Source organism: Brevundimonas vitisensis (assembly GCF_016656965.1).
In the GTDB taxonomy this organism is placed as follows: domain Bacteria; phylum Pseudomonadota; class Alphaproteobacteria; order Caulobacterales; family Caulobacteraceae; genus Brevundimonas; species Brevundimonas vitisensis.
Window position 1 is genome coordinate 1,180,147 of record NZ_CP067977.1, and the last position, 23,537, is coordinate 1,203,683.

General features: G+C 67.6%; 20 protein-coding genes. 13 read left to right on the forward strand and 7 right to left on the reverse strand.

The window, feature by feature from the left end; all coding sequences use genetic code 11:
- The first annotated feature begins 72 nt into the window (after positions 1 to 72).
- Positions 73 to 600 (forward strand): YbjN domain-containing protein, encoded by a 528-nt coding sequence (locus JIP62_RS05885; RefSeq protein ID WP_201103968.1) that lies wholly within the window; start codon positions 73 to 75, stop codon positions 598 to 600.
- Between the two features lie 110 nt (positions 601 to 710).
- A complete protein-coding gene (locus tag JIP62_RS05890; RefSeq protein ID WP_201103969.1) occupies positions 711 to 1,955 on the forward strand; it encodes a hypothetical protein in 1,245 nt (414 codons plus the stop codon).
- A 1-nt stretch (position 1,956) separates the two neighbouring features.
- On the opposite strand, the gene cysQ is transcribed toward JIP62_RS05890, so the two are convergent.
- A complete protein-coding gene (cysQ, locus tag JIP62_RS05895) occupies positions 1,957 to 2,748 on the reverse strand; it encodes a 3'(2'),5'-bisphosphate nucleotidase CysQ (RefSeq protein WP_201103970.1) in 792 nt (263 codons plus the stop codon).
- 91 nt (positions 2,749 to 2,839) lie between these two features.
- On the opposite strand from cysQ, the gene chpT reads away from it, so the two are divergent.
- From chpT to JIP62_RS05920, 5 genes are all read left to right on the forward strand, one after another.
- A complete protein-coding gene (chpT, locus tag JIP62_RS05900) occupies positions 2,840 to 3,499 on the forward strand; it encodes a histidine phosphotransferase ChpT (RefSeq protein ID WP_201103971.1) in 660 nt (219 codons plus the stop codon).
- A 152-nt stretch (positions 3,500 to 3,651) separates the two neighbouring features.
- A complete protein-coding gene (locus JIP62_RS05905; protein WP_201103972.1) occupies positions 3,652 to 4,023 on the forward strand; it encodes a response regulator in 372 nt (123 codons plus the stop codon).
- Between the two features lie 5 nt (positions 4,024 to 4,028).
- The gene (locus JIP62_RS05910; RefSeq protein ID WP_201103973.1) at positions 4,029 to 4,856 is read left to right on the forward strand and encodes a CheR family methyltransferase; all 828 of its coding nucleotides are present in this window, start codon (positions 4,029 to 4,031) and stop codon (positions 4,854 to 4,856) included.
- 71 nt (positions 4,857 to 4,927) lie between these two features.
- On the forward strand, positions 4,928 to 6,811 hold the full coding sequence (locus JIP62_RS05915; protein WP_201103974.1) for a M20/M25/M40 family metallo-hydrolase: 1,884 nt from the start codon (positions 4,928 to 4,930) through the stop codon (positions 6,809 to 6,811).
- 54 nt (positions 6,812 to 6,865) lie between these two features.
- Positions 6,866 to 7,648 carry a DUF1223 domain-containing protein gene (locus JIP62_RS05920; protein ID WP_201103975.1) on the forward strand — a complete coding sequence of 261 codons (783 nt, stop codon included), beginning with the start codon at positions 6,866 to 6,868 and terminating at the stop codon, positions 7,646 to 7,648.
- Here the strand turns inward: JIP62_RS05920 and JIP62_RS05925 are convergent.
- Positions 7,606 to 8,859 (reverse strand): MFS transporter, encoded by a 1,254-nt coding sequence (locus JIP62_RS05925; protein WP_201103976.1) that lies wholly within the window; start codon positions 8,857 to 8,859, stop codon positions 7,606 to 7,608. The two genes, JIP62_RS05920 and JIP62_RS05925, sit on opposite strands and share 43 nt — an antisense overlap.
- Positions 8,860 to 8,964: 105 nt before the next feature.
- Entirely contained in the window at positions 8,965 to 11,634 is a 2,670-nt protein-coding gene (locus JIP62_RS05930; protein WP_201103977.1) for a TonB-dependent receptor, read from the reverse strand.
- A gap of 168 nt (positions 11,635 to 11,802) precedes the next feature.
- Here JIP62_RS05930 and JIP62_RS05935 point away from each other — a divergent pair, with 168 nt between their 5' ends.
- The 3 genes from JIP62_RS05935 to recA all read left to right on the forward strand — a co-directional run bounded on the left by JIP62_RS05935 (position 11,803) and on the right by recA (position 15,091).
- Complete coding sequence (locus JIP62_RS05935; RefSeq protein WP_201103978.1) at positions 11,803 to 12,846, forward strand: LacI family DNA-binding transcriptional regulator; 1,044 nt, start codon at positions 11,803 to 11,805, stop codon at positions 12,844 to 12,846.
- Positions 12,847 to 12,991: 145 nt separating this feature from the next.
- Positions 12,992 to 13,843, forward strand: coding sequence for a glycoside hydrolase family 16 protein (locus tag JIP62_RS05940; RefSeq protein ID WP_230974882.1), 852 nt, complete (start codon positions 12,992 to 12,994; stop codon positions 13,841 to 13,843).
- Between the two features lie 165 nt (positions 13,844 to 14,008).
- Positions 14,009 to 15,091, forward strand: a complete 1,083-nt coding sequence (recA, locus tag JIP62_RS05945) for a recombinase RecA (protein WP_201104604.1) — start codon at positions 14,009 to 14,011, stop codon at positions 15,089 to 15,091.
- Between the two features lie 119 nt (positions 15,092 to 15,210).
- On the opposite strand, the gene JIP62_RS05950 is transcribed toward recA, so the two are convergent.
- Positions 15,211 to 15,597 (reverse strand): thiol-disulfide oxidoreductase DCC family protein, encoded by a 387-nt coding sequence (locus tag JIP62_RS05950; RefSeq protein ID WP_201103979.1) that lies wholly within the window; start codon positions 15,595 to 15,597, stop codon positions 15,211 to 15,213.
- A gap of 51 nt (positions 15,598 to 15,648) precedes the next feature.
- Between JIP62_RS05950 and JIP62_RS05955 the strand changes: the two genes are divergently transcribed.
- The 3 genes from JIP62_RS05955 to JIP62_RS05965 all read left to right on the forward strand — a co-directional run bounded on the left by JIP62_RS05955 (position 15,649) and on the right by JIP62_RS05965 (position 20,732).
- Entirely contained in the window at positions 15,649 to 15,834 is a 186-nt protein-coding gene (locus tag JIP62_RS05955) for a hypothetical protein (RefSeq protein ID WP_201103980.1), read from the forward strand.
- A gap of 261 nt (positions 15,835 to 16,095) precedes the next feature.
- On the forward strand, positions 16,096 to 18,741 hold the full coding sequence (alaS, locus tag JIP62_RS05960; protein ID WP_201103981.1) for an alanine--tRNA ligase: 2,646 nt from the start codon (positions 16,096 to 16,098) through the stop codon (positions 18,739 to 18,741).
- 212 nt (positions 18,742 to 18,953) lie between these two features.
- Complete coding sequence (locus JIP62_RS05965; RefSeq protein ID WP_201103982.1) at positions 18,954 to 20,732, forward strand: DUF885 domain-containing protein; 1,779 nt, start codon at positions 18,954 to 18,956, stop codon at positions 20,730 to 20,732.
- A 6-nt stretch (positions 20,733 to 20,738) separates the two neighbouring features.
- Here the strand turns inward: JIP62_RS05965 and JIP62_RS05970 are convergent, their stop codons facing one another.
- The 3 genes from JIP62_RS05970 to JIP62_RS05980 all read right to left on the reverse strand — a co-directional run bounded on the left by JIP62_RS05970 (position 20,739) and on the right by JIP62_RS05980 (position 23,360).
- Positions 20,739 to 21,305 (reverse strand): DUF2939 domain-containing protein, encoded by a 567-nt coding sequence (locus JIP62_RS05970; RefSeq protein WP_201103983.1) that lies wholly within the window; start codon positions 21,303 to 21,305, stop codon positions 20,739 to 20,741.
- Between the two features lie 71 nt (positions 21,306 to 21,376).
- Positions 21,377 to 22,012 (reverse strand): DUF2939 domain-containing protein, encoded by a 636-nt coding sequence (locus JIP62_RS05975; RefSeq protein ID WP_201103984.1) that lies wholly within the window; start codon positions 22,010 to 22,012, stop codon positions 21,377 to 21,379.
- 124 nt (positions 22,013 to 22,136) lie between these two features.
- Complete coding sequence (locus JIP62_RS05980) at positions 22,137 to 23,360, reverse strand: NADP-dependent isocitrate dehydrogenase (RefSeq protein ID WP_201103985.1); 1,224 nt, start codon at positions 23,358 to 23,360, stop codon at positions 22,137 to 22,139.
- Between the last annotated feature and the right edge of the window lie 177 nt (positions 23,361 to 23,537).

Genomic DNA, 23,537 nt, shown 5'->3' on the forward strand with positions numbered 1-23,537 from the left:
TTCTGCTCTGGCTCTGGCGAGGAAATGCGTCGGTCGCTAAACCGTTGCGGATCAGGGGCCCGGGGGTATTCCATGCGTTGTTCGATCATTGCCTTCGCCGGCCTGATGCTGGCCGTGATCGCCGGACCGGCACTGGCCCAGAGCACGGGATCGATCCCGGCGCGCACCGGCACCGCCCCGATTCAGCGCTCGATCAATGTGGGTGAGGTCGAACGGCTGCTGCGGGCGCAGGGCTATGCCGCCGTGGACAAGGTGTCGGAGACCGAGTTCATCGTACTGACCGAGAACGAGCTGAAATTCTCGGTCGCCCTGACCGCCTGCGACGTCCAGGGACAGCCCCCGGGCTGCCTGGGCCTCAGCATCCTGGCGTCCTGGAGCATGGAGCCGGGCGACCGGGCCAAGCTGGTGCCGGTGGTCGAGACGATCAACAGCCAGTACCGGATCGCCAAGGTGATGATGATCGACGAGGCGGTCTTGCTGGAGCGCTATGTCATCACTGACGGTGGGGTCACCTTGGACCATATCGCCGAGGAACTGGGCCAGTTCGAAATCAGCGCCGGGCTGCTGATCGACGCCATGGTCAAAGCCTTGGGCCTGTGACCAAAAGTCCGCAGTCTCTCCTGCGAACCCCCGGCGCGGCGTCGCGTTTGCTTTGACAGGCTCGGGATCGCACTGGCGGTCCCGAAGCGGGACGACCGGAGCGCAGCCGCATGTTCGAGTTCGGCAAGGATCTGAGAAAACTGTTCGCCCAGGCGCGCGAAAGCGACGACCTGGGCTGGCTGGAACTGATCGGGGCCGATCTGGTCCGGGCCGAGGCGCGAGGTCAGGCCATTGATGCCGGGCGCGTTTCCTGTGCCCGGCCTTTCGAGGCGGCGCTGCGGACCTGTGCCCTGTGGCGCGAGCACGCCCGGCGCACCGGCACCGAGGCCAGTCTGGATCAGGCCGACACCGCCGCCCTGGACGCCGCGCGCCGCGCCGCCACCGCCGAACAGCGGGCTCGCGCCGTGGCCGAGGCGGTCGATGTTCTTCTTCTGCGCTATGATCTGGCGGGCGGCCTGCTGCCGCTAGAACGGGCCGAAAGTCTGCTGAGCGGGACCGACGCCGCTGCGGCGTCCCGATCCGGTGCGGCAGCCCAGGCCCTGGCCGCCGCCCATGCCCGGCTGAAGGCACGGCAAGCCCGGCTGGGCGGCTCCACCGCCGACCTCCTGGATGCTGCCGCCCTGCTGGACGCGGCCCTTCACGGCCTGGGCGATACCGCCGCATCACTGCGCGACGAACTGCGGCTGGAACGCGCGGCCTTGGCGCTGGAGGCGGGTGTGACGCAGCGCGATCCCCGTCTGCTGGATCAGGCCGGACGGGACTTGCGACAGCTGGTTCGGGCCGCCTCGCCCGACTATCGGCCGGTTACGCGCGCGCGGGCCCTGGCGCTGTGCGGTGCCGGGACGCGGGCCCTGGCGGCCCTGGCGGGCGACGAGGCGGCCATGGCTCAGGGGGCCGAGATGTTCGACGCCGCCGCCGACCAGTTCACCCCCGATCACAGCCCTCTCGACTGGGTTGGGGTTCAACTTGCCGCCGCCGACGAGACCACGCCTCTGGCCGTGCTGATCCAGGCCGAACGCCTGTGCGGGGACGCCGCCGTCATCCTGGCCACCCTCGCCCGCGAGGCCCGCGTGGCCAAGGAGGTGCGAGATGCCGAGGCACGTGGCGACGTGGCGGCTCTGGATCTTCTGGCGTCTTCGCCCCGCCGCCGGTTGGCGCGCGGCGTGACGCGGCCGCTGGACTGGGCCTCTGACCAGATCGCCCTGGCCCATGTCGGCCTGGCCAAGGATCGGCTGACGGGCGGGGCCCGCGCCGGGATCGGCATGATGCTGGTCGAGGCCGCCGCCGTCGCCGCCGAGGAAGGGGCCCCTGCCCTGGCAGAGCGGGCGCGATGGCTGATGCGTAGCCTGGCCTGACCTAGCCGCCCAGCGCCACGAACGGGCCATTCCAGAAACCCGGCTTGCCATAGGCCAGGGGCTGGCCGTCCTCGGCCAGAACCCGTCCGCCTGCGGCCTCCAGAACCGCATGACCGGCCGCAGTGTCCCATTCGTGGGTGGGGCCGGTGCGGGGATAGGCGTCGAACCGACCCTCTGCGATCAGGCAGAATTTCAGCGAGGAATCGGTGCCCTGCCACTGGGCGCAGCCGTGGCGGGCGGCCAGCCGCGTCGCCTCTTCATCGGTCATGGTGTGGCTGACCACCGCCTGGGGGGCGTCGGGCCGGGGGCGCACACGGACGACCTGCCAGCCCTCGCCAAAGCGGCGGCGCAGCGCCACGGGCGATCCGTCGCGCAAGCCGGACACCCAGGTGGTCGCCGTCGCCGGAGCCGACACGACCCCCGCCACGACACGCCCGCCCTGCACCAGGGCGATGTTGACCGTATAGGCCTCGCCGCCCCGGATGAAGCCGCGCGTGCCATCCAGCGGATCGATGAGCCAGAACAGATCCTGGGTCGCATCCGGCGTGCCGGTCTCGGCCACCGCCTCCTCGGCCACCGCCTGAACGCCGGGATAGCGGGCCTGCAACCGAGCCAGGATCAGGGCCTCGGCCGCGCGGTCCGCCTGGGTCACCGGACTGTCGTCCGCCTTGGTGATGACCTCCGCATCCGCCCGCCAATAGGGCAGGATGACCCGAGCGGCATCCTCGGCCAGATCGGCCAGAACGTCGGCAAGGGCACCGGAGGCGAGGTCATCGGTCAGAGAATGGGTCATCACGCGCCCCATAGACGATCGCGGCGGTTTCCCGAACCGGCAAATCACGTCAGCTTCCGCCCATCTCCGATTCCGACCGAGTGCGCGAGCGATGACTTCCGACCCTGCCGTGACCGACCTGCCCGTGGATCGCGGCGAACTGGCCACCTATATCGCGGCCAAGCTGTGCCATGATTTCATCAGCCCTGCCGGGGCGATTGTGTCGGGCCTGGACCTGCTGAAGGACCCGAGCGCCCAGGACATGCGCGATGACGCCATGGGCCTGATCACCGACAGCGCAGAGAAGCTGGTCGCCATCGTCCATTTCGCACGCGTGGCCTTCGGTGCGGCCACCTCCAGCGAGCGCTTCTCGGGCGAGGAGCTGCGCGGGCTTGTCGCGGGTCTGGTTGACGGCGGGCGGGCCAGCATGAACTGGCAGGTGCAGACGGATGTCTTCGAAAAGCCGGCGGCCCGCGCCCTGGTCAACCTGGCCTATCTGACCATGGCGGCACTCCCGACGGGCGGCACGGCCACGATTTCGACCCGCCAGGAAGACGGCTTTGTGGTTCTGGACGGCTTGGCCGAAGGGGCGCGCGCCCGCCTCAAGCCCGAGGCCGTGACCGGCCTGGCCGGACAGCGCCTGGCCGAAGGTCTGCCCGGCCAGTGGATCCAGCCCTACTGGCTCTGGCTGACCGTCACCGACGCTGGCGGAGCCCTGGAGGTCACAGCGACCGAGGGCCAGGTGCGGCTCACCGCCCGCATGCCGCACTGAGGTTATCCTCCCCGTTTCGCGGCGCTGCTCGGGAGGATCGTGGTAAATGACGGTTTAACGGGCTTTCCCAACCCCTCGTTAACCGGCTTCCGGCGATCATGGGCGCAGAGCCAACGTGCGATCTTCGCACGGATGGGGCACGGGACATTCCATTGAGCACGCGTACCTGTCTGATCGTCGATGACAGTCGGATCATCCGCAAGGTCGCCCGGCGCATCGTCGAGGCCTTCGGCATGGAGGTCGACGAGGCCGCCGACGGTGCCGAGGCCCTGGCCCTGTGCACTGGCGCGATGCCCCAGACCATCCTGCTGGATTGGAATATGCCGGTGATGGACGGCCTGACCTTCCTTCGCCGCCTGCGCGCCCTGCCCGGCGGCATGTCGCCCAAGGTCCTGTTCTGCACCATCGAGACGCGCGCCGAGCGGATCGCCGAAGCCCTGTCGGCAGGGGCCGATGACTATGTGATGAAGCCGTTCGACGGTGTCATCCTGCAATCCAAACTGTCCGGGGTGGGAGCGGTCTGACCGTCATGACGCCCGAGGATTTCGATCGTCTGCAGTCGCTGCTGGCCACCCGGGCCGGCTATCGGCTGACGCGCGAGCGGATCCATCTGGCCGAACACCGCCTGGGGCCCGTGGCCCGGCGCGAGGGTTTCGACAGCGTCGATGAGCTTCTGAGGACCCTTTGGTCTCAACCCGTGGCCTCTTTGGGCTGGTCGGTGATCGAGGCCCTGCTGAACCCCGAGACCTGGTTCCGCCGTGACGCCGCCGCCTTCGACGTCTTCGGCAAGGAGCTTCTGCCCGCCCTGTCCCGCGCACGGCCCGGTGGCCGGGTTCGCGTCTGGTCCGCCGGATGCTCGACCGGCCAGGAAGCCTACGGCCTGGCCATGGCGGCGCTCGAAGCGGACGCCTCGGTCGCCATCACGGCCACCGATCTGAACCAGCGTGCGCTGGAAAAGGCCCGCTCGGGCGCCTATTCGGGGTTTGAAATCCAGCGCGGCCTGACCGCCCACACCATGCTGCGGTGGTTCGATCAGGCCGAGGATGCCTGGGTCGCACGCCCGGAGCTGGGGGCCGTGATCCGCTTCGTACGCGCCAATCTGCTGGATGTACCACCCACCGCCCTGAGCGACGAAAGCCGGTTCGATGTCATCTTCTGTCGGCATGTGATCGCCGACATGGAACCGGCACGCCGGGCTGCGGTACTGGATGGGCTGGAGCGACGCCTCGTCGACGACGGCTGTCTGTTCCTGGGCCCCGACGAACGGCCAGAGGCGGACACCCTGGCCTTCCGTCCCGTCAGCGGCCGCCAGGGACTGTATGTGAAAGCCCCCGCCGCACTCCGCCGCGCCGCCTGATACCGGCCTGGAGGTTTCCCCTCCGCCGCCGAAGGCTCTAGGATCGTCTCACGGCATCGGGGGGGATCGTCATGCGGCTGCTGTGGTTGTTCGGGTCGTTGGCGCTAGCGCTATGCCTGGCCGTCTGGTCCAGCCAGTCGCCGCAGCCGGTCGGTGCCGATGCCCCGGCCACGGCCTTTTCGTCCGCCCGGGCCATGGCCGATGTGCGTGACCTGGCCCGCGCCCCCCATCCGCTGGGCTCGGCCGAGCATGGCCGCGTGCGCGCGCGTCTGATCCAGCGGCTGGGCACGGACCTGGGCCTGTCCGTCACGACCCAGGCCGGACCCTTGTCGCCCGGATCGATCCGGCGGCTGGAAGCCTGGGACATAGACCCGGCCACGGCGAACTATCAGGCGGTCAATGTCGTCGGCGTTCTGGCCGGGACCGACCCGTCCCTGCCCGCCGTCATGCTGATGGCCCATTACGACACCGTGCCGGGGTCGCCGGGTGCCGCCGATGACACCACCGGGGTCGCGGCCATTTTGGAGACGGTGCGGGCCATCCGCGCGCGCGGCCCTGCCCCGCGCACCCTGGTGGTCCTGCTGACCGATGCCGAGGAACTGGGCCTGGACGGTGCGCGCGTCTTCTTTGGCGGCCATCCCCTGCGTGACCGGATCGGCGCGGTGATCAATCTGGAGGCGCGCGGCGGAGGCGGCCGGGCCATGATGTTCGAGACGGGCCGCGACAGTGCCGGGATCGTCGCGTTGTTCGCCGGAGTGGTGCCGCAGGTGCCGGGCGGCGTGACGTCCAACTCCCTGGCGGCCCTGGTCTATGAATCCATGCCGAACGGCACCGACTTCACCATCCCCAAGGATCGCGGCATCGCCGGTCTGAACTTCGCCTTCATCGGTCGGGCGGACCAGTATCACGACCCCGCCTCCACCCCGGCCAGCCTGGACCAGGGCAGTGTCCAGCATATCGGGACCCAGGCGCTGGAGACGGCGGATGCCCTGGTCCGTGCGCGTGTCCTGCCCACCCCCGGACCCAACCGGGCCTATGCCGATGTCTTCGGCCGGGCGATCCTGCAGCATCCGGTGGCCGTCGGCTGGATACTACTGGGCCTGACGGGGCTGGGCTTTGCCGTCGCGGGGCTGAAGACCCGCGTCGCGGCGCTCGAGGTGGGACGCGGCGTGCTGGACGGTCTGTGGCTGGTTTCCACCGGTTTGGTCCTGACCCAGGCGGTGCGTCTGCTGGCCGGGCCGATGGCGGCGCGAGCCGAAACGGCCGAGACCTATTACACCCTGCTTCGGCGGCTGCCCTGGATGCAGGCGGGCGCTGCCCTGACGGTGCTGGCCGTGGCGCTGGTGATGGTTGCCGGTCGAGGGCGAATGGACCGGCGGGTCCTGGCCGGGCTGGCCGTGGTGGCCACGGCGGCTGTGCAGGTGTTCGGCGGCTTCAATCCACTGATCCTGGGGGCCGGAGTGGTTTCGGTGCTGCTGTCGCTGCTGCCGGGCACGGCGCCCCGCACGGTCTGGGGCGGATGGCTGGGCCTGATTGCCCTGGTCGGCGCTCTGGGCACGGCGGTGCAGATCCTGGCCCCGACGGCGGCCTATCTGTTCATCTGGATCGGCTTGCTGGCAGCGGCGGCCGCCGCCGTCACCGCCCTGGCCGACCCCGGCCTGACGCGGTCCCGCATCGCCCTGCCCGCCGCCCTGGTCACGATCGTCGCGGGAGGCTGGCTGATGGCCATGGCCCATCCGGTTTTCCTGGGCATCGGCATGGATATGCCGGGCGTCCTGGCCCTGATCGGCCTGTTGATCCTGACCCTGGCCCGACCCATGGGGCCCCAGGGTGTGGGCCAGCGCGGCGGTCAGGCGGCCCTGGGCATGGCGGCGGCGGTGCTGATCCTGGCCTGTGCCGCATCGCTGGTGGCCGTTTACCGCGCGCCCGAGCCGACGGCGGTCGTCACGACGTAACGATCCGACCGGCGGCATCGAACATCCCTGGGATCGTTTCAGGGGAAGTCCACGATGTCCGTCGCTCGTCTGGGTCTGCTGCTTTTCGCCGTCGTGAGCATGGGAGTGGCCGTGGCCGCCTTCGTCGCGCGCGGCACCATGACCTCGGCTCCCGGTCCTGTGCCGCGGCTGATCGACGACCTGGTCGTGGTGGAGCTGTTCACCAGCCAGGGGTGCAATGCCTGCCCGCCCGCCAATGAGAACCTGGCCGCCCTCGCCCGCCGGGCCGACATCCTGGCCCTCAGCTGGGGGGTCACATACTGGGATCAGCTCGGCTGGCGCGATACCTTTGCCGATCCGGCCTATACCCGGCGCCAGCGCGACTATCAGCGCGGGCTGGGCACGGCCAATGTCTGGACGCCCCAGATCGTCGTCGACGGGCGCGACCATGTCGTGGGCCAGCGGATGGCCGAGATCGAACGGCTGCTGCGGGCCCATCGGCCGGGAACCGGCCCTGTGATCCGCTTCGATGCCCGGGGTCAGGCGGTCGGTCTGGCCGGTGGCTCAAGCCCCGAGCGGCCTGCCGACGTCTGGCTGGTGCGTTATGATCCGCGCACCGTCGAGGTGCCGGTTCGACGCGGCGAGAATGGCGGTCGCACGCTTCCCCATGCCCATGTGGTTCGCCAGTTGGTGCGGCTGGGGCCCTGGACCGGTCAGACCGTCGGCTATCGCCTGCCGCCCGGTGCCGACGGCCTGCACACGGCGATCCTGGTCCAGGGGCCGAACGGCGGTCCGATCCTGTCGGCGGCCAAGGGTCAGGGCACCCGCCGCACGGCCCGGATGCTGACCGCGCCATAGACAGCGAACAGGGCAGCCGCTCCGAAGACCAGTCGCAGGTCGCCGCCCGCCAGCGCCAGGGTGGCCAGCCCGACCAACGGCGCCACCACCTGGGCCGAAGTGATGGCGATGTTCATGACGCCCAGATCGCGCCCGGCATTGCCTCGGCTGGGCAGGACTTCGGCGATCAGAGCATTGTCGACGATGCCGTAGAGACCGGCTCCCATGCCGAACAGGATCTGACCGGCCAGTGGGCCGGGCCAGGTCGGAAACAGCGCCATGGTCAGAGCGCCCGCCGCGACGGTCAGTCCGCCGATCAGAACGAAGATCCGCCGCCGCGCCAGCCGGTCCGACAGATAGCCGCCGATCAGCCCCGTGATGATCGAGGTGCCTGTCGATGCCGTGATCAGCCAGCCCAGCACCGCCTCGGGCCTCTGGTCCGGCCAGACGGTGGCAATGGCGGTCTCCTGCTGCAGAAAGAACAGTAGATACAGCACATTCATCGCCACGGCCGTCTGCACCGAGAACCGCGACAGAAAGGCAACCAGGAAGTCGCGGTCCCGCAAGGCCACCATGGACCACACCCGCTCGACGGGGGGCAGGGTGACGGCGACGCGCCGCCGGCGTCCGGCCATGACGATAAAGGGCGTGATCAACAGGCTCATGCCCGCAGCGACGGCCCACAGGCGGCTTTCCTCGGTCTGCAGCCAGACCCCCAGGATCAGGGCTCCGAACAATGTGGCCAGCGGATAGGCGAGGCCGGTGAACCCCGACACCAATCCCTTCTGGCTGGAGGGAATATGGTCGGCCAGCACGGCCATCAGCGGATTGATCATCAGGTTCAGGCTGAGCTGAAGCAGGATCACCGCCACCAGCAGTCCGGTCGGGCTGTCGGCACGATAGATCAGGCCATAGCAGACCAGGCTGGCCACCAGTCCCGCCAGGATCCAGGGCCAGCGTCCTCCCATCCTGCGACGCGTCAGGTCGGATGCCGCGCCCACGGCGATATTCGACAGGCCGGCGGCGACCGAGCCCCACAGAGCGACCTGGCCCAGAAGCGCGGCCTTGCCCGCCGGATCGATCGCTTCGGCCTTCAGCGGCAGAAGCAGGGTCAACAGCGGGATGAAGGCGATAAAGGCCCCGATCTGGGCCCCGGTGTAACTCAGAATAAAGGGCGCAGAGGCCCGTGCCAGCACTGGATCGTCGGAGGCGGTCGGGGGGGCGCTGGACATCGACCCGACACTGGCGCCTTGGCGGCCTCCTGTCATCGGCAGAAAAAGAAACGCCGCCCCGGTGAGGGGCGGCGCAAGGGGGGGTCGTCTATAGGGAAGTGAGGATCAGAACTGGTAACGCACGCGTGCGCCAAAGGTTCTGGGCCGGGTGAAAAAGCGCGTGTTGTCGAACTGGGTGATGATGATCGCGGCCTCGTGCACCTCATCGGTGACGTTGTTCACATAGGCCTCGAAACGCAGGCGGTCGTTGATCGGCGGGGTCCAGCCGGCACCCGCGTCAAAGGTCCAATAACCCCCCACTTCATCATCCAGCCGCAGGCGCGGGTTGTTCTGCTGCTGATAGTCCTGGCCATTGAAGATGGTCATGTACTGGGACGACCGGTAGCCCGCCGAGATGACGTAGTCGAACAGCCCGTAGCGCTCGGTCGGGACCGCCTGGCTGAAACTCATGTTGAACTGCCACTCGGGCGAACGGGGCAGCGTCTTGCCGTCGATCGACTGGAACACCGCCTCGGTCGGGGCCACGTCGGCCTGGAAGCGGAAGTCCTGAATCTCTTCGGCGTCGATCACCTCAGCCTTCAGATACAGCAGGCTGAAGTCCAGTCCGATGTTGTACGGCAGGTCGAAACCGCCATCCAGCTGCGCACCATAGATGCGCGAGTCGGCCGCGTTGTAGGAGTAGGAGATGACCAGGGCCAGCGAGGTGTCGTTGGGGATCGGCACCGAACCGGGTCCGCCCAGGAAGTCCACGATCTGGGCCACCGACAGCAGCGACGTCAGAACCTGGTCCTTGTAGTCGTTATAGAAGATCGAGCCGTTCAGCCGGGTCTTCACCCCGCCCCACCAGAACTCGTTCTTGGACCCGACCTCGTACAGGGTGACCGTCTCGGGATCATAGGTCGGCGCGATGCCGGCATTGCCGATGTTGTCGTTGAACCCGCCCGACTTGTTGCCGGTCGCGATCAGGCCATAGACCAGGTTGTCGGGCGTCACGTCGTATTCGGCCCGGATACGCCAGTCGACGAAGTCGGCCTGCATGTCGCCGACCTGCTGGAAGATCTGGCCGGTAAACGGCACGGCATAGGTCAGGCGGCCGTCCGGCGGACAGTTCCAGAAGTCACCGGTGACGGTGTCCAGACAGGCCGGCGGATTGGCGGCACCGCCCGGCACGGGGCCGTTGGCGAAGATGTCGTCGATGTTGTCGCGCGCCCCGAACTGCGACACGCCGTTGAAGTAGAAGGTGACGATCTCGGCTTCGCTGATGCTGCCGTCGCCATTGGTGTCGGGGTTGATGATGGTCCGGTCGCGCCCGGCGAACTCAAAGCCTTCGGTACCGACGCGCACCCCGCCGCAGCAGGCGAAGCCGTCGCCGCCGATCGCGAAGCCATAGCGGGCCGCCACGCCCCGGCGGCTCTTTTCGTCCTCGGTATAGCGGGCCCCGACGGTCATCCGGAACCGGTCGGTGAAGTCATAGGTCGCGTCGGCGTACAGCGCCCAGGATTCGGTATCCACGTCGGGCATGTTGAACTCGACGCCCTGGAAGAACAGGCCGCGGTCGCCGGTCGAGCCCAGGAAGGAGTACTGGTCTTCCTTCATATAGAAGGCCCCCGCGCTCCAGATCAGCGGCCCTTCGTTGTCGTAGAAGCGCAGTTCGTGGGTGCGCGACTGGCTGTCCGTGATCGACTGGAAGCGCGAGAAATTGTCCAGCGTCTCGTTCAGACCGCCCGGCCCGGTCAGATTGTCCAGCACCCCTTCATAGAACGGCGAAAGGGGCGTCGCCGCCTGATAGTTATAGACCAGGTCGCGATAGCTGGCCGTGTATTCGATATCGAACAGGTCGCCGTCATAGTTGACCGTCGCCTTGGCCCCCCAGTGGCGGGTGTCCAGGTCCGGGGTAAAGGCGCGGCCGATCACCCGGCGCGGGTCTCGGATGTCGTCGGGATTGATGCCCTCGCCCAGCGGGTTGGCATAGTTGGTGCCGGTGTAGCCGGTGCCGGTCTCGTTGATCCAGTCGGCCGCCAGCAGGACGCTGAGCCGCTCGGTCGGCTGATACAGCAGTTGCACGCGCGCGGCATTGTTGTCTTCGGCTTCGGCACCGCCGACGCCCGCCGGACCCACGTCCTCGTAATAGGCGTCGTGCTCCAGGTGATAGCCGGCGATGCGGATCGCGGCCTTGTCGCCGATGGGGAAGTTGACCATCCCCTGGATCATCCGCTGGTCATAGTTGCCGACCTCGGCCTCGACCGAGCTGTCGACGATGCCCAGGCCCGGACGCCACGGGACGATGTTCACCGTGCCTGCCGTGGCGTTGCGGCCGCGCAGTGTGCCTTGCGGGCCGATGTTCACCTCGACGCGCTGAATGTCGAAGAAGGCCGAACCGATGCCCGCCGGACGCGGCAGATAGACGCCGTCGAAATGGGTCGCCGCCGCCGGATCGCCCAGCTCGGTGTTGTTGGAGGAGCCGACGCCGCGGATCCAGACCTCGATATTGCCGCCGTTGTTGGCGACCGACAGACCAGGCACGCGCCCTTCCAGGTCGGTCAGGTCCTGAACGCCTACCGCGCTGAGATCCAGTCCGCTGAGCACCACGGCCGTGCCGGCATAATCCTGCAGATCCTGCTCGCGGCGTTCGGCGGTGACGATGACCACATCGACGTCGGTGGCCTCGGGCTCATTGGCCGGGTCCTGGCTGGTCGCATTGGCGTTCTGGGCCAGAACGGGCGTGGCCAGCGCCATGGCGACGCCGCACAGCAGTGCGGTTCTCAGCTTTCTCATCCTGATGTTCCTTCCCTATGCGGCTGCTTGTGATCGCCGCTTGCCTTACATCCGCCACCGTTTGACAACGTTGTCAAGACCGGATGAAACTGTGCCCGATCACAGCGGATCGCAGGCCCCATGGCCGCCTGACTTTCCGAACAACGAGAATCGCCGACAAGGGCAGGCATGACAAAGGTCACAATCCGGCACGTCGCCGAAGAGGCAGGCGTCGCGGTCAAGACGGTTTCCCGCGTCGTCAATGGCGAACCGAACGTCACCCGGGACCTGCGCGACCGGGTCGAACGGGCTGTCGAGAAGCTGGGCTATGTCCCCAGTATGGCGGCACGGCGCATGGGCGGATCGCGGTCCTATATGCTGGTCGCCCTGAACGACCGGCGAAACACCATCAACAACTGGCAGAGCGGGCGCGGCAACGACTGGATCGACCAGATGCTGCACGGGGCTATGCTGATGTGCGAGAGCCACGGCTATCGCATGCTGTTCGAACTGGTGGACGCGGCCTCGCAGGATCTGGACCGGCGCGTCGTCGCCATCCTGTCGGCGCTGCAGCCCGACGGGCTGATCCTGACCCCGCCGCATTCCCAGAACGAGGCCCTGGTGCAGATGCTGCTGCGCCGAAATGTGCCGGTGGTGCGGATGGGCGTGCCCGGACATGGCCTGGGTGTCGGCGTTCACATGGACGACCGGGCTGCGGCCTTCGAGGCAACCTGTCACCTGATCGATCTGGGCCATCGCCGGATCGGCTTCATCGCCGGCAGTGAGCGGTTTGCCGCCAGTGAGGCGCGGCGGCGGGGCTATCTGGACGCCCTGGCTCAAGGCGGGCTGGCGCGCGACGAAAGTCTGGAAGCCCCCGGCGACTTCACCTTTGAAAGCGGGCTGGAGGCGGCCTCGACGCTGTTGAGCCGGGACACTCCCCCGACCGCCATCCTGGCCAGCAACGACGAAATGGCCCTGGCCGTCCTTCATGCCGCCCCGCGATTTGGCAAGACGGTGCCCGGCGATCTATCGGTGATCAGTTTCGACGACACGCCCGGCATCCGGCTCAGCGTCCCGGCCCTGACCAGCATCCGCCAGCCGATCTCGGAGATGGCGTCACGCGCCGCAGAACTGCTGATCGCCGCCAGCCGCGACGGACCGGTCGAGGCGAAGGATCACATCCTGCCCTTTGGCCTGATCGTGCGGGGTTCGACCGCCCCGCCCGCCGCATGAGCCCGCTGCCTTTCACCGCAGACCCGCCCCGTCCCCGGACATTGACAGCGTTGTCTAACGGGGATTGCCTTACCGTCCGACCCGACTTCAGACCGACGCTGGCACCGTCTGATCGGACGACAGCCGCCGCACAGAGGAAACACGCATGATGATCCGATCGCTCGCCGTCGCCGCCCTGTCGGCTTTCAGCCTCGCCGTCCCCGCCTCTGCCCTGGCCCAGGCCGTCGACGACGGTCTGTCGGGTTATCGGCTGGTCTGGTCCGACGAGTTCAATACCGACGGCCTGCCCGACCCGGCCAAATGGACCTATGACACCGACCGCAATGCGGCGGGCTGGTACAACAACGAGCGCCAGTATTACGCCGCCAACCGTCCCGAGAACGCCCGCGTCGAGAACGGCGTGCTGATCATCGAGGCGCGGCGAGAGCGTCTGGACCGCACCACCTTCCCGGACTGGGGCAATCAGGAATACACCTCTGCCCGCCTGGTCACGCGGGGCCTGGGCGAATGGACCTATGGCTTCTACGAAGTGCGGGCCAAGGTGCCGTGCGGGCGAGGCACCTGGCCGGCCGCCTGGCTGTTGCCGGCCGGAAACTTCAACTGGCCGGCGGGTGGCGAGATCGACATCCTGGAACACGTCGGCCACGATCCGGGTCAGGTCCACGGCACTGTCCACACCACCCGCTACAACCACTCGCGCGGGACCGAGCGTGGCGGCGACATGCGGGTGCGCGATGCCTGCGACGCCTTCCACCGGTATCAGGTGCTGTGGACGCCCGAGGCGATCAATTTCGGCGTCGACGACGTGGGCTTCTACTCATTCCGCAACGACGGGCGCGGCAATCCCGACACTTGGCCCTTCGACCACCCCTTCTACATGATCCTGAACATCGCGGTCGGCGGCGTCTGGGGCGGGGCCGAGGGCATCGACAACAACGCCTTTCCCCAGCGCATGGAGGTCGACTACGTCCGCGTCTTCCAGCGCCCGGCCGACTGATACGTCAGAAACGGACGCACCCCTCGGTCATCACCGCCCCTCACAGACGAGAACATATTGCGAACCAGAACAAACCATGCACATAGTCAGTCTCACTGAGGGAGCGGGTCCATGGCGGGTCTCTCCCGTAACCAGATGGGAATCATGGCAAGGGAGAGCGGCAAGGTGGCATCGCAGGCGGCATTGAAATTGGTCGGCAAGGAAGACGGCGACAAGCAGCGCGCGCTGGAGGCGGCGATCGCACAGATCGACCGGGCCTTCGGCAAGGGCTCGGTCATGAAGCTGGGCAAGAACGGCGTGACGGAGGCCATTCCTTCGGTCTCGACCGGCTCGCTAGGCCTGGACATGGCGCTCGGCATCGGCGGCCTGCCTCGCGGACGGGTGATCGAGGTGTTCGGTCCCGAAAGCTCGGGCAAGACCACCCTGGCCCTGCACACTGTGGCCGAAATTCAAAAGGCGGGCGGCGTCGCGGCCTTCGTTGATGCCGAACACGCCCTGGACCCCACCTATGCCCAGAAGCTGGGCGTCAACCTGGACGACCTGCTGGTCAGCCAGCCGGACACCGGTGAACAGGCCCTGGAGATTGTCGACACCCTGGTGCGCTCCGGTGCCGTGGACATTGTGGTGGTCGATTCCGTCGCGGCCCTGACGCCGCGCGCCGAGATCGAGGGCGAGATGGGCGACAGCCTGCCCGGCCTTCAGGCCCGTCTGATGAGCCAGGCCCTGCGCAAGCTGACCGCCTCGATCAACAAGAGCCAGTGCATTGTCCTGTTCATCAACCAGATCCGGCACAAGATCGGCGTGATGTATGGATCGCCCGAGACCACCACGGGCGGCAATGCACTGAAATTCTATGCTTCGGTCCGTCTCGACATCCGCCGCACCGGCGCGATCAAGAACCGGGACGAGGTCGTGGGCAACACCACCCGGGTCAAGGTGGTCAAGAACAAGGTCGCCCCTCCGTTCCGCGAGGTCATCTTCGACATCATGTATGGCGAGGGCATCTCCAAACTGGGCGAGATCATCGACCTGGGGGTCAAGGCTGGCGTCATCGAGAAGTCGGGCAGCTGGTTCAGCTATGACTCCACCCGCATCGGTCAGGGCCGCGAGAATGTGCGCGAGTTCCTGAAGACCAATCCCGACATCGCCGCCTCGATCGAAAAGGCCGTGCGCGCCTCGACCAACAAGATTGCCGAGGAACTGCTGGGCACCCCCGAACCCGACGAGGGCCAGGACCTGGAAGGCTAGTCCGACCGCAAGGGTCGTCATTTCAGATCTTCTCCGGCCGGGTCCCCGACCCGCCACCGACCCCGTGGGGCCGGGCCGGACGAAGCGGGCCGTCCGGTGAAAACCGGGCGGCCCTTTTCTCATGGCCGCTGGCGCCGGGCCTCCCACCGCGTCAGCCCGCGTTGCAGGCGGGGCCGCACTTTCAGGAAGACCAGGTACAGCCGCTCCAGAACGCGCAGGATCACCCGGTTGCGCGCCATCAGGCCCAGCGGCCGCAGCAGGGGGATGGCCCGCCACATGGCGGCAAAGGCCGCCGCCCCCGACAGCATCCGCCCGTCCTCCTGCGCATGGAACCGGGCCAGCAGGCTGGCCGCGTCGATCGGACACGATATGGCCCCGCCTGCGGCATCGACGCCCGACACATCGACAAAGGCGATCGCCCCGCGCCGGTCCAGACGCCGCATCACCGCAATCTCGCGGCGACACAGCGGGCATTGCCCATCGAACCAGACGGTGACCTGTGGCATTCCCTGTCCTTAGGCCCGCGCCGGGCTGTTCGTCACCCCCTGGAAAGCCCCATGACCGACGCCGTCGAAACCCTGTCCCTGTTCAACCTGGCCGAGACCGACGACGGCTATCTGCTGGAAATCGGCGGCAGCGGCGGCAGCACCCTGACCGTGGCCGCCAGCCCCGAACAGATCGACGCCATCATCGAAGCCCTCGACGCCCTCCTCTCCGACGACGACGACGCCATCGAGGACTGATGGCACACGTCTCCTCCCTATTGCCGCTTGGCAATGGGGAGGTGGCGCGGCGCTTGCGCCGTGACGGAGGGGTTTCTTAAAACCAAGCATGGTGCGCGGCCAAGATCCCCTCCACCGCTCCGCGGTCCCCCTCCCCATCGCCAAACGGCGATAGGGAGGAGAAACGGCACCGCAACGCAGTGATGCGCCCGGCGGCAAACCCCTATATGACGCCCTTCCCTGTTCCGATCGCCCGAACCGAAGCCGAAGACCACAGCCGCCATGTCCAGCCTGAACCAGATCCGCTCGACCTATCTCGACTTCTTCGCGGCCGATGGTCACCAGAAGATCCACTCGGCCCCCCTGGTGCCGCAGAACGATCCGACGCTGCTGTTCGTCAATGCGGGCATGGTGCCGTTCAAGGACTATTTCACCGGCGCGGCCAAGCCGCCGACCCTGCGCGCCACCAGCAGCCAGAAATGCGTCCGCGCGGGCGGCAAGCACAATGACCTGGACAATGTCGGTTATACGGCCCGGCACCTGACTTTCTTTGAAATGCTGGGCAATTTCAGCTTCGGCGACTATTTCAAGGACCACGCGATCGAGCGTGCCTGGACCCTGGTCACCCAGGATTTCGGCCTGGATCCCAAACGTCTGCTGGTCACGGTCTATATCGATGACGACGAGGCCGCCGCCATCTGGAAGAAGGTCACCGGTTTCGGCGACGACAAGATCATCCGCATCGCCGGCTCGGACAATTTCTGGGCCATGGGCGACAGTGGCCCCTGCGGTCCCTGCACCGAGATCTTCTGGGATTACGGCGACCACGTCCCCGGCGGCCCTCCCGGCAGCCCGGACGAGGATGGCGACCGCTATGTGGAGATCTGGAACAACGTCTTCATGCAGTTCGAGAAGGAGAACGACCAGATCGTTCGCGACCTGCCCAAGCCCTCGGTCGACACCGGCATGGGGCTGGAGCGCATCGCCTCGGTGCTGCAGGGCAAGAATTCGGTCTTCGACACCGACCTGTTCCAGAACCTGATCGCGGCCAGCGCCGAGGCCACCTCCACCCATGCGAACGGCGAGATGGCCCCCAGCCACCGCGTCATTGCCGACCACCTGCGCTCCTCGTCCTTCCTGATCGCGGACGGGGTCACGCCGTCGAACGAGGGACGCGGCTATGTGCTGCGCCGGATCATGCGCCGGGCCATGCGCCACGCCCACCTGCTGGGGGCCGCCGATCCCCTGATGCACCGTCTGGTCCCGGCCCTGGTCGACCAGATGGGCGAGGCCTATCCGGAGCTGAAGCGCGCTCAGGCCAGCATCGAGGACACGCTGAAACAGGAGGAGATCCGTTTCCGCACCACGCTGGGTCGCGGCATGGGCCTGCTGGAAGACGCCACGGCCGATCTGGCCGAGGGCGGCGTCATCCCCGGTCGCACGGCCTTCACCCTGTATGACACCTATGGCTTCCCGCTGGACCTGACCCAGGACGAGGCGCGCCGTCGTGGCTTCACCGTCGATACCGAGGGCTTCGACGCGGCCATGGAAGAGCAGAAGACCCGCGGCAAGGCCAACTGGAAGGGGTCGGGCCAGGCCGCCTCGACCAACGAATGGCTGGCGCTGAAGGACCGCCTGGGTCCGACCGTTTTCACCGGCTATGACGCCGTCGACGGCTCGGGCGAGGTGCTGGCCATCCTCAAGGACGGCACCGCCGCCGACACGGTCCAGGCAGGCGAAACCGCCGAGGTCCTGTTCGACCAGACCCCCTTCTATGGCGAGGGCGGTGGCCAGGCTGGCGATCGCGGCGAGATCGAGTGGCAGGGTGGCTCGGCCCGCGTGCTGGACGTGCAGAAGCCCACGGGCGACCTCTATGCCCATACGATCGAGGTGACCTCCGGTACCCTGGCCATCGGCACCCGCGCCCAGTTGCGCGCCGGGGCCGACGCCCGCCTGACCACCCGCGCCAACCATTCGGCGGCCCACCTGCTGCATGCGGCGCTGAAGAATGTGCTGGGCCCGCACGTGACGCAGAAGGGTCAGATGGTCGATGCCGCGCGCATGCGCTTCGACTTCAGCCACAATGCGCCGGTCACCGAGGACGAACTGGCCCGGATGGAGGATGAGGTGAACGCCGTCATCCGCCAGAACCTGCCGGCCGAGACCAAGCTGATGGCCCCTCAGGCGGCGATCGAAGCCGGCGCCGTGGCTCTGTTCGGCGAGAAATACGGCGAGGAGGTTCGCGTCCTGACGCTGGGTCGCAGCCTGACCGAGGACAAGCCCTATTCGGTCGAGCTGTGCGGCGGCACCCATGTCGCCCGCACCGGCGACATCGCCCTGTTCAAGATCGTGTCCGAGACGGGCGTTGCCGCCGGCATTCGCCGGATCGAGGCCCTGACCGGCGAGGCTGCCCGCCAGTATCTGCTGTCGCAGGCCGGGGTGGCCAAGGCGCTGGCCCAGACCTTCAAGGTCCAGCCCCTGGACGTCCCCGCCCGCGTCGAGGCCCTGTCCGCAGAGCGCAAGACGCTGGAGAAGCAGGTCGCCGAGCTGAAGAAGCAGCTGGCCCTCGGCGGCGGCGGTTCCGCCTCTGCCGCGCCGGAACAGGTCAACGGCATCGCCCTGATGGCGCGCGTCCTGGACGGCGTGGACGGCAAGGGTCTGCGCGGCGTGGCCGAGGACTTCCGCAAACAGCTCGGCTCGGGCGTCGTCGCCCTGATCGGGGTTACCGAGGGCAAGGCTGCCGTCACCGTGGCCGTGACCAGCGACCTGACCGGCTCGATCAACGCCGCCGAACTGGCCCGCGCCGCCGTCATCGCCATGGGCGGCCAGGGGGCGGGCGGCAAACCCGACTTCGCCCAGGGCGGTGCCCCCGACGGCACCCAGGCCGAAGCCGGCCTGGCCGCCATCCGCGCGGCCGTGGCGGGGTAGGCGGGCCCAAGAGTCCCCTCCGTCACGGCGCGAAGCCGCGCCGCGCCACCTCCCCATCGCTCCGCGACAGGGAGGAGACAGGATGGGCACGTCTCCTCCCCATCTTCAATGGGGAGGGGGACCACGAAGTGGTGGAGGGGTTGCTTAGGTCCCACCGCCATTGACGGCCTGCCCCGATTGCGCCCGAATGGCTCTCTCACAGGGGTCGCCTCATGAATCGTATCGCCACCGCCGGGCTTGCCGCCCTGCTGCTCGCCACCACGGCCTTCTCTGGGCCTGTCCCGGGCGCGACCCAGGTGGTGACGCCGGCCCCTGACCCGGCCCTGGCCAGTCTGCTGAACGATTACGAGGCCTTCCTGAAGGCCAACGACCCGATCAGCGCGGGATTCGAGGGCGATGCCGAGGCAAAGCGGCGCCTGCCCGATGTGTCGCGTGCGGCAGAGTTGGCCCGCCAGGGGCCGCTGGAGGCCTTCCTGGCCCGCGCCCGCGCCATACCGGCCGATGGCCTGTCCGCCCAGGACCGGCTGAACCGGGACTTTCTGATCTGGGTGCTGGAGCGCTCCATTCAGGCCATCGCCTTTGACAGCAGTCGCCTGGCCTTTGATTCCGAAGGGGGCATTGGCCAGTTGGCCAGCTATCTGGCCAGCAGCACCCGCATCAGCAACCGCGACGATGCCGAGGCCTGGCTGGCGCGACTGGCCGCCCTGCCCCGACTTTATCGCGACGGTCTGGACAATGCCCAGCGCGGGCTGGCCACCGGCTTTACCCAGCCCCGGTCCGTGGTCGAAAGCGCCCTGGTCATCATGGGCAATGAGGCGGCCTTCACGCCTGAAAACGATCCGCTGCTGAAGCCCCTCGCCAACCTGCCAGCCAGCATTCCGGCGGCAGAACAGGCCGAGCTGCGTGCCCGGGCGGCCCGTATCGTCGCCGATGAGATCGTGCCGCTTCGCCAGACTTGGCTGGCCTTCGTCCGGGACGAATACCTGCCCGCCGCGGACGCCCGCGTTGGCATCGGCCTGCGACCCGGCGGACGCGAATACTACGCCTTCCAGGCGCGCAGCTATACGACCACCGATCTGACGCCGGACCAGATTCATCAGATCGGCCTGGACGAGGTTGCCCGTATCCGTGCCCGGATGGAGGTCGAGATGCGGGCCTCGGGCTGGACCGGCGATTTCGCCGGCTTCCTGGCCTTCCTGCGCACCGATCCACAGTTCTATGCCACCTCGCGCGAGGACCTGCTGGAAAAGGCCTCGGAAATGGCCAAGCGCGCGGACGGCGGCCTGCCGGCCCTGTTCCGCACCCTGCCGCGACTGCCCTACAACGTCCGCCCCGTCCCGCTCGAGATCGAGGCCAACTATACCACCGGGCGCTACAATGGCGGCTCGCTGAGTGAGGGCGTGCCCGGCGGCTATATCGTCAATACCGGCCAGTTGGATCAGCGGCCCCTATACGAGCTGCCCGCCCTGACTCTGCATGAGGCGGTGCCCGGCCACCACCTGCAGATCGCCCTGCAACAGGAGGCCGCCGAGGGACCCTATTTCCGGCGTCAGGTGGACGTCACCGCCTTCACCGAGGGCTGGGGCCTGTATGCCGAGTTCCTGGGCGAGGAGATGGGGTTTTATCGCACGCCCTACGAGCGGTTCGGACGGCTGTCCTATGAGATGTGGCGCGCCTGCCGCCTGGTGGCCGACACCGGTATGCACTGGATGGGATGGACCATCGAGGAGGCCCGCGTCTGCTTCACCGAGAACTCTGCCCTGTCGCCGCACAATATCGAGACGGAGCTGCAGCGTTACATCGGCTGGCCGGGCCAGGCCCTGGCCTACAAGATCGGCGAGATCCGGCTGCGCGACATCCGCACACGGGCCGAGGCGGCGCTGGGCGACCGGTTCAACGTGCGGGATTTCCACGACGCGCTTCTGACCGACGGCCCCCTGCCCCTGGCCCTGCTGGACCAGCGCATGGAAGCCTGGATCGCCGCCCAATAGGCCGCGTCAGTTGTCAGGCGTCAGATCGATGCCCGACAGCTTCCAGTCGAACAGGCCGCGACGATCCAGGATCAGGACCAGGGGCTGATCGGGACGCTCCGGGTCCGTCAGGGTCAGGGCAAAGGTGTTCAGGTCGCGATAGGCGAAGGACTGGCGGATATCGCCCTCGCCGTCCGACTCGGCCGTCGGTGCCGTCGGCTCGGTCTCGCGGACGCGATCGGCGGGATTGGGCGTGCGGGCACTGCGGACCATGCTGCCCACGGCCTCGGGCGTAACCAGCACATCGATCAGGCCGGACGCGATCGCGGGGGCCAGCACCATGCCCAGGCCGGACAGGGCCGCATCGGCCATGGCCCCGTCGACCCGCATCTCGGCGATCATCCGGGCGCGCAGTTCGTCCTTGGCGCTGGCCCGCAGAGCCGGGAAATCGACCAGCCGGGTCAGCTCGGCCTCGTCCCCCGTCTTCGCCGCCTTGGTCAGGGCCTTCACCGCCAGCAGCGGCGAGGCGAAATAGGCGATCACGAATGCGGCGACGGCAGCGATGACGATGCCGGTCAGTATCTTGCGGTTCATGGGTCCTCCAGCCCGTTCAACGCGCCGGTACGGTCACGGTTGCCCCGCGATCCGTCGGCCTCAGTCTCGGTTCAGCCGCCCTTGCGGCCGCTCTGCCCCACCATAGGCGCCGGTGCGGTGCCTTCGGGCAGGCCGATATGGACCAGTTTCCACTCGAACGGTCCCTTGCGCTCAAAGGTGAAGATCGTCTGCGAACCGCCCTCGTCGCTGACCGACATCCGGGCCCGATTGATGCCCCAGAAGACCGGCCGGGGCATCGGTCCACCCGTCTCGGCCGGCTGGGCCGTCGCCGATCGCTGGGCCGCATACCGGCCTTCCCCGCGCGTCAGGGCCGCCAGGGCCGCGGGCGTCAGATAGGCGTCCACGTCCGGTCCGCCGATCGGAGCCTGTTCGAACTGACGCCGTACCGCGCCGATCGGATCTTCCAGGAACGACGGCGCCGGGGCCATGGCTTCGGGGCGACCGTTCAGCTGGGGCCGCAGCGACTGGCGCACGGCATTGAAGTCGATCAGCCGCGACAGCCCGGCCGCATCATTCGCCTCTGCCGCCGAGCGGATACCGAAAAAGCCCACGGCCGGGGCGGCGAAAAAGGCGATGACCGCCACCAGTACCGCCAGGCCCAGAAGATTGGCAAACGCCCCGCCCGCGCCCTGACCCTTGCGTTTGCGGGCCCATACGGGCTGGCCGGCGGTGTCGGACGAACTCATGACGGTGTTCCTCTGGGCGGCGACGGAAGAGGCCGCAGCAATGCACGCCATGGCGCGCGGCTCAAGAGAAAGCCCGCCGGAGGCGATCCGGCGGGCTTTGTTAGGCGCTACGGTATCGCCTGATTCAGGCGGCGATTTCCGGCATGGCCTTGGTCAGGTTCTCGGCGACCTTGTCCAGGAAGCCTTCGGTCGTCAGCCAGCCCTGCTGATCGCCGACCAGCAGCGCCAGGTCCTTGGTCATGAAACCGGCCTCGACGGTCTGGACCACGACCTCTTCCAGGGTGGTGGCAAACTTGGCCAGCTCCTCGTTGCCGTCCAGCTTGGCCCGGTGCGAGAAGCCGCGCGTCCAGGCATAGATCGAGGCGATCGAGTTGGTCGAGGTCGCCTCGCCCTTCTGGTGCTGGCGATAGTGGCGGGTCACGGTGCCGTGGGCGGCCTCGGATTCCAGCACCTTGCCGTCCGGCGTCATCAGAACCGAGGTCATCAGGCCCAGCGAGCCGAAGCCCTGAGCCACCACGTCCGACTGCACGTCGCCGTCATAGTTTTTGCACGCCCAGACGAAGCCGCCCGACCACTTGATGGCAGCGGCCACCATGTCGTCGATCAGACGGTGCTCATAGGTCAGGCCCGCCGCCTTGAACTTGTCGGCATATTCCTCGTCGAACACCTTCTGGAAGATGTCCTTGAAGCGACCGTCATAGGCTTTGAGGATGGTGTTCTTGGTCGACAGATAGACCGGGAATCCACGGCCAAGGCCGAAGGCGAAGCTGGCGCGCGCGAACTCGGTGATCGAATCGTCGAGGTTGTACATGCCCATGGCCACACCGGCCGACGGCGACTTGAACACCTCGTGCTCGATCACCTGGCCATCTTCACCGACGAATTTGATCGACAGGGTTCCGGCTCCCGGCATCAGGAAGTCGGTGGCCTTGTACTGGTCGCCGAAGGCATGGCGGCCGACCACGATCGGCTGGGTCCAGCCCGGCACCAGGCGCGGCACGTTGGAGCAGATGATCGGCTCGCGGAAGACCACGCCGCCCAGGATGTTGCGGATGGTGCCGTTCGGCGACTTCCACATCTTCTTCAGCCCGAACTCGGCCACGCGGGCCTCGTCCGGCGTGATGGTGGCGCATTTCACGCCGACGCCGTGCTTCTGGATGGCGTGGGCCGCATCGATCGTCACCTGGTCGTCGGTGGCGTCGCGGTTCTCCATCGACAGGTCGTAATAGTCGAGCTCAAGGTCCAGGAACGGAAAGACCAGCTTGTCCTTGATCATCTGCCAGATGATGCGGGTCATTTCGTCGCCGTCGATGTCCACAATGGGATTGGCGACCTTGATCTTGGCCATGAGTGCTCTCGTGCTGGGAGGGGGACAATGGGGTTGGCGGCGGTATAGCCGGGCCAGGCTTGCGGCGCAAAGGGCGACCTTCGGCGCATTAACCCTGCCTCGAAAATACCATGTCCGGTCAAGCTGAACCCGCCGCTTCGTCCTGCATTCGGTCAGGTCGCAACATTCGGGGATTGC

What these genes read in the sequence shown, in the direction of transcription:
- JIP62_RS05970 (WP_201103983.1), bottom strand. Translation starts at nt 21,305, where the DNA reads ATGAACCGCAAGATACTGACCGGCATCGTCATCGCTGCCGTCGCCGCA.
- JIP62_RS05940 (WP_230974882.1), top strand. Translation starts at nt 12,992, where the DNA reads ATGATGATCCGATCGCTCGCCGTCGCCGCCCTGTCGGCTTTCAGCCTC.
- JIP62_RS05915 (WP_201103974.1), top strand. Translation starts at nt 4,928, where the DNA reads ATGCGGCTGCTGTGGTTGTTCGGGTCGTTGGCGCTAGCGCTATGCCTG.
- JIP62_RS05950 (WP_201103979.1), bottom strand. Translation starts at nt 15,597, where the DNA reads ATGCCACAGGTCACCGTCTGGTTCGATGGGCAATGCCCGCTGTGTCGC.
- chpT (WP_201103971.1), top strand. Translation starts at nt 2,840, where the DNA reads ATGACTTCCGACCCTGCCGTGACCGACCTGCCCGTGGATCGCGGCGAA.
- JIP62_RS05890 (WP_201103969.1), top strand. Translation starts at nt 711, where the DNA reads ATGTTCGAGTTCGGCAAGGATCTGAGAAAACTGTTCGCCCAGGCGCGC.
- JIP62_RS05955 (WP_201103980.1), top strand. Translation starts at nt 15,649, where the DNA reads ATGACCGACGCCGTCGAAACCCTGTCCCTGTTCAACCTGGCCGAGACC.
- JIP62_RS05935 (WP_201103978.1), top strand. Translation starts at nt 11,803, where the DNA reads ATGACAAAGGTCACAATCCGGCACGTCGCCGAAGAGGCAGGCGTCGCG.
- JIP62_RS05920 (WP_201103975.1), top strand. Translation starts at nt 6,866, where the DNA reads ATGTCCGTCGCTCGTCTGGGTCTGCTGCTTTTCGCCGTCGTGAGCATG.
- JIP62_RS05930 (WP_201103977.1), bottom strand. Translation starts at nt 11,634, where the DNA reads ATGAGAAAGCTGAGAACCGCACTGCTGTGCGGCGTCGCCATGGCGCTG.
- cysQ (WP_201103970.1), bottom strand. Translation starts at nt 2,748, where the DNA reads ATGACCCATTCTCTGACCGATGACCTCGCCTCCGGTGCCCTTGCCGAC.
- JIP62_RS05885 (WP_201103968.1), top strand. Translation starts at nt 73, where the DNA reads ATGCGTTGTTCGATCATTGCCTTCGCCGGCCTGATGCTGGCCGTGATC.
- JIP62_RS05910 (WP_201103973.1), top strand. Translation starts at nt 4,029, where the DNA reads ATGACGCCCGAGGATTTCGATCGTCTGCAGTCGCTGCTGGCCACCCGG.
- JIP62_RS05975 (WP_201103984.1), bottom strand. Translation starts at nt 22,012, where the DNA reads ATGAGTTCGTCCGACACCGCCGGCCAGCCCGTATGGGCCCGCAAACGC.
- JIP62_RS05980 (WP_201103985.1), bottom strand. Translation starts at nt 23,360, where the DNA reads ATGGCCAAGATCAAGGTCGCCAATCCCATTGTGGACATCGACGGCGAC.
- JIP62_RS05965 (WP_201103982.1), top strand. Translation starts at nt 18,954, where the DNA reads ATGAATCGTATCGCCACCGCCGGGCTTGCCGCCCTGCTGCTCGCCACC.
- JIP62_RS05925 (WP_201103976.1), bottom strand. Translation starts at nt 8,859, where the DNA reads ATGTCCAGCGCCCCCCCGACCGCCTCCGACGATCCAGTGCTGGCACGG.
- alaS (WP_201103981.1), top strand. Translation starts at nt 16,096, where the DNA reads ATGTCCAGCCTGAACCAGATCCGCTCGACCTATCTCGACTTCTTCGCG.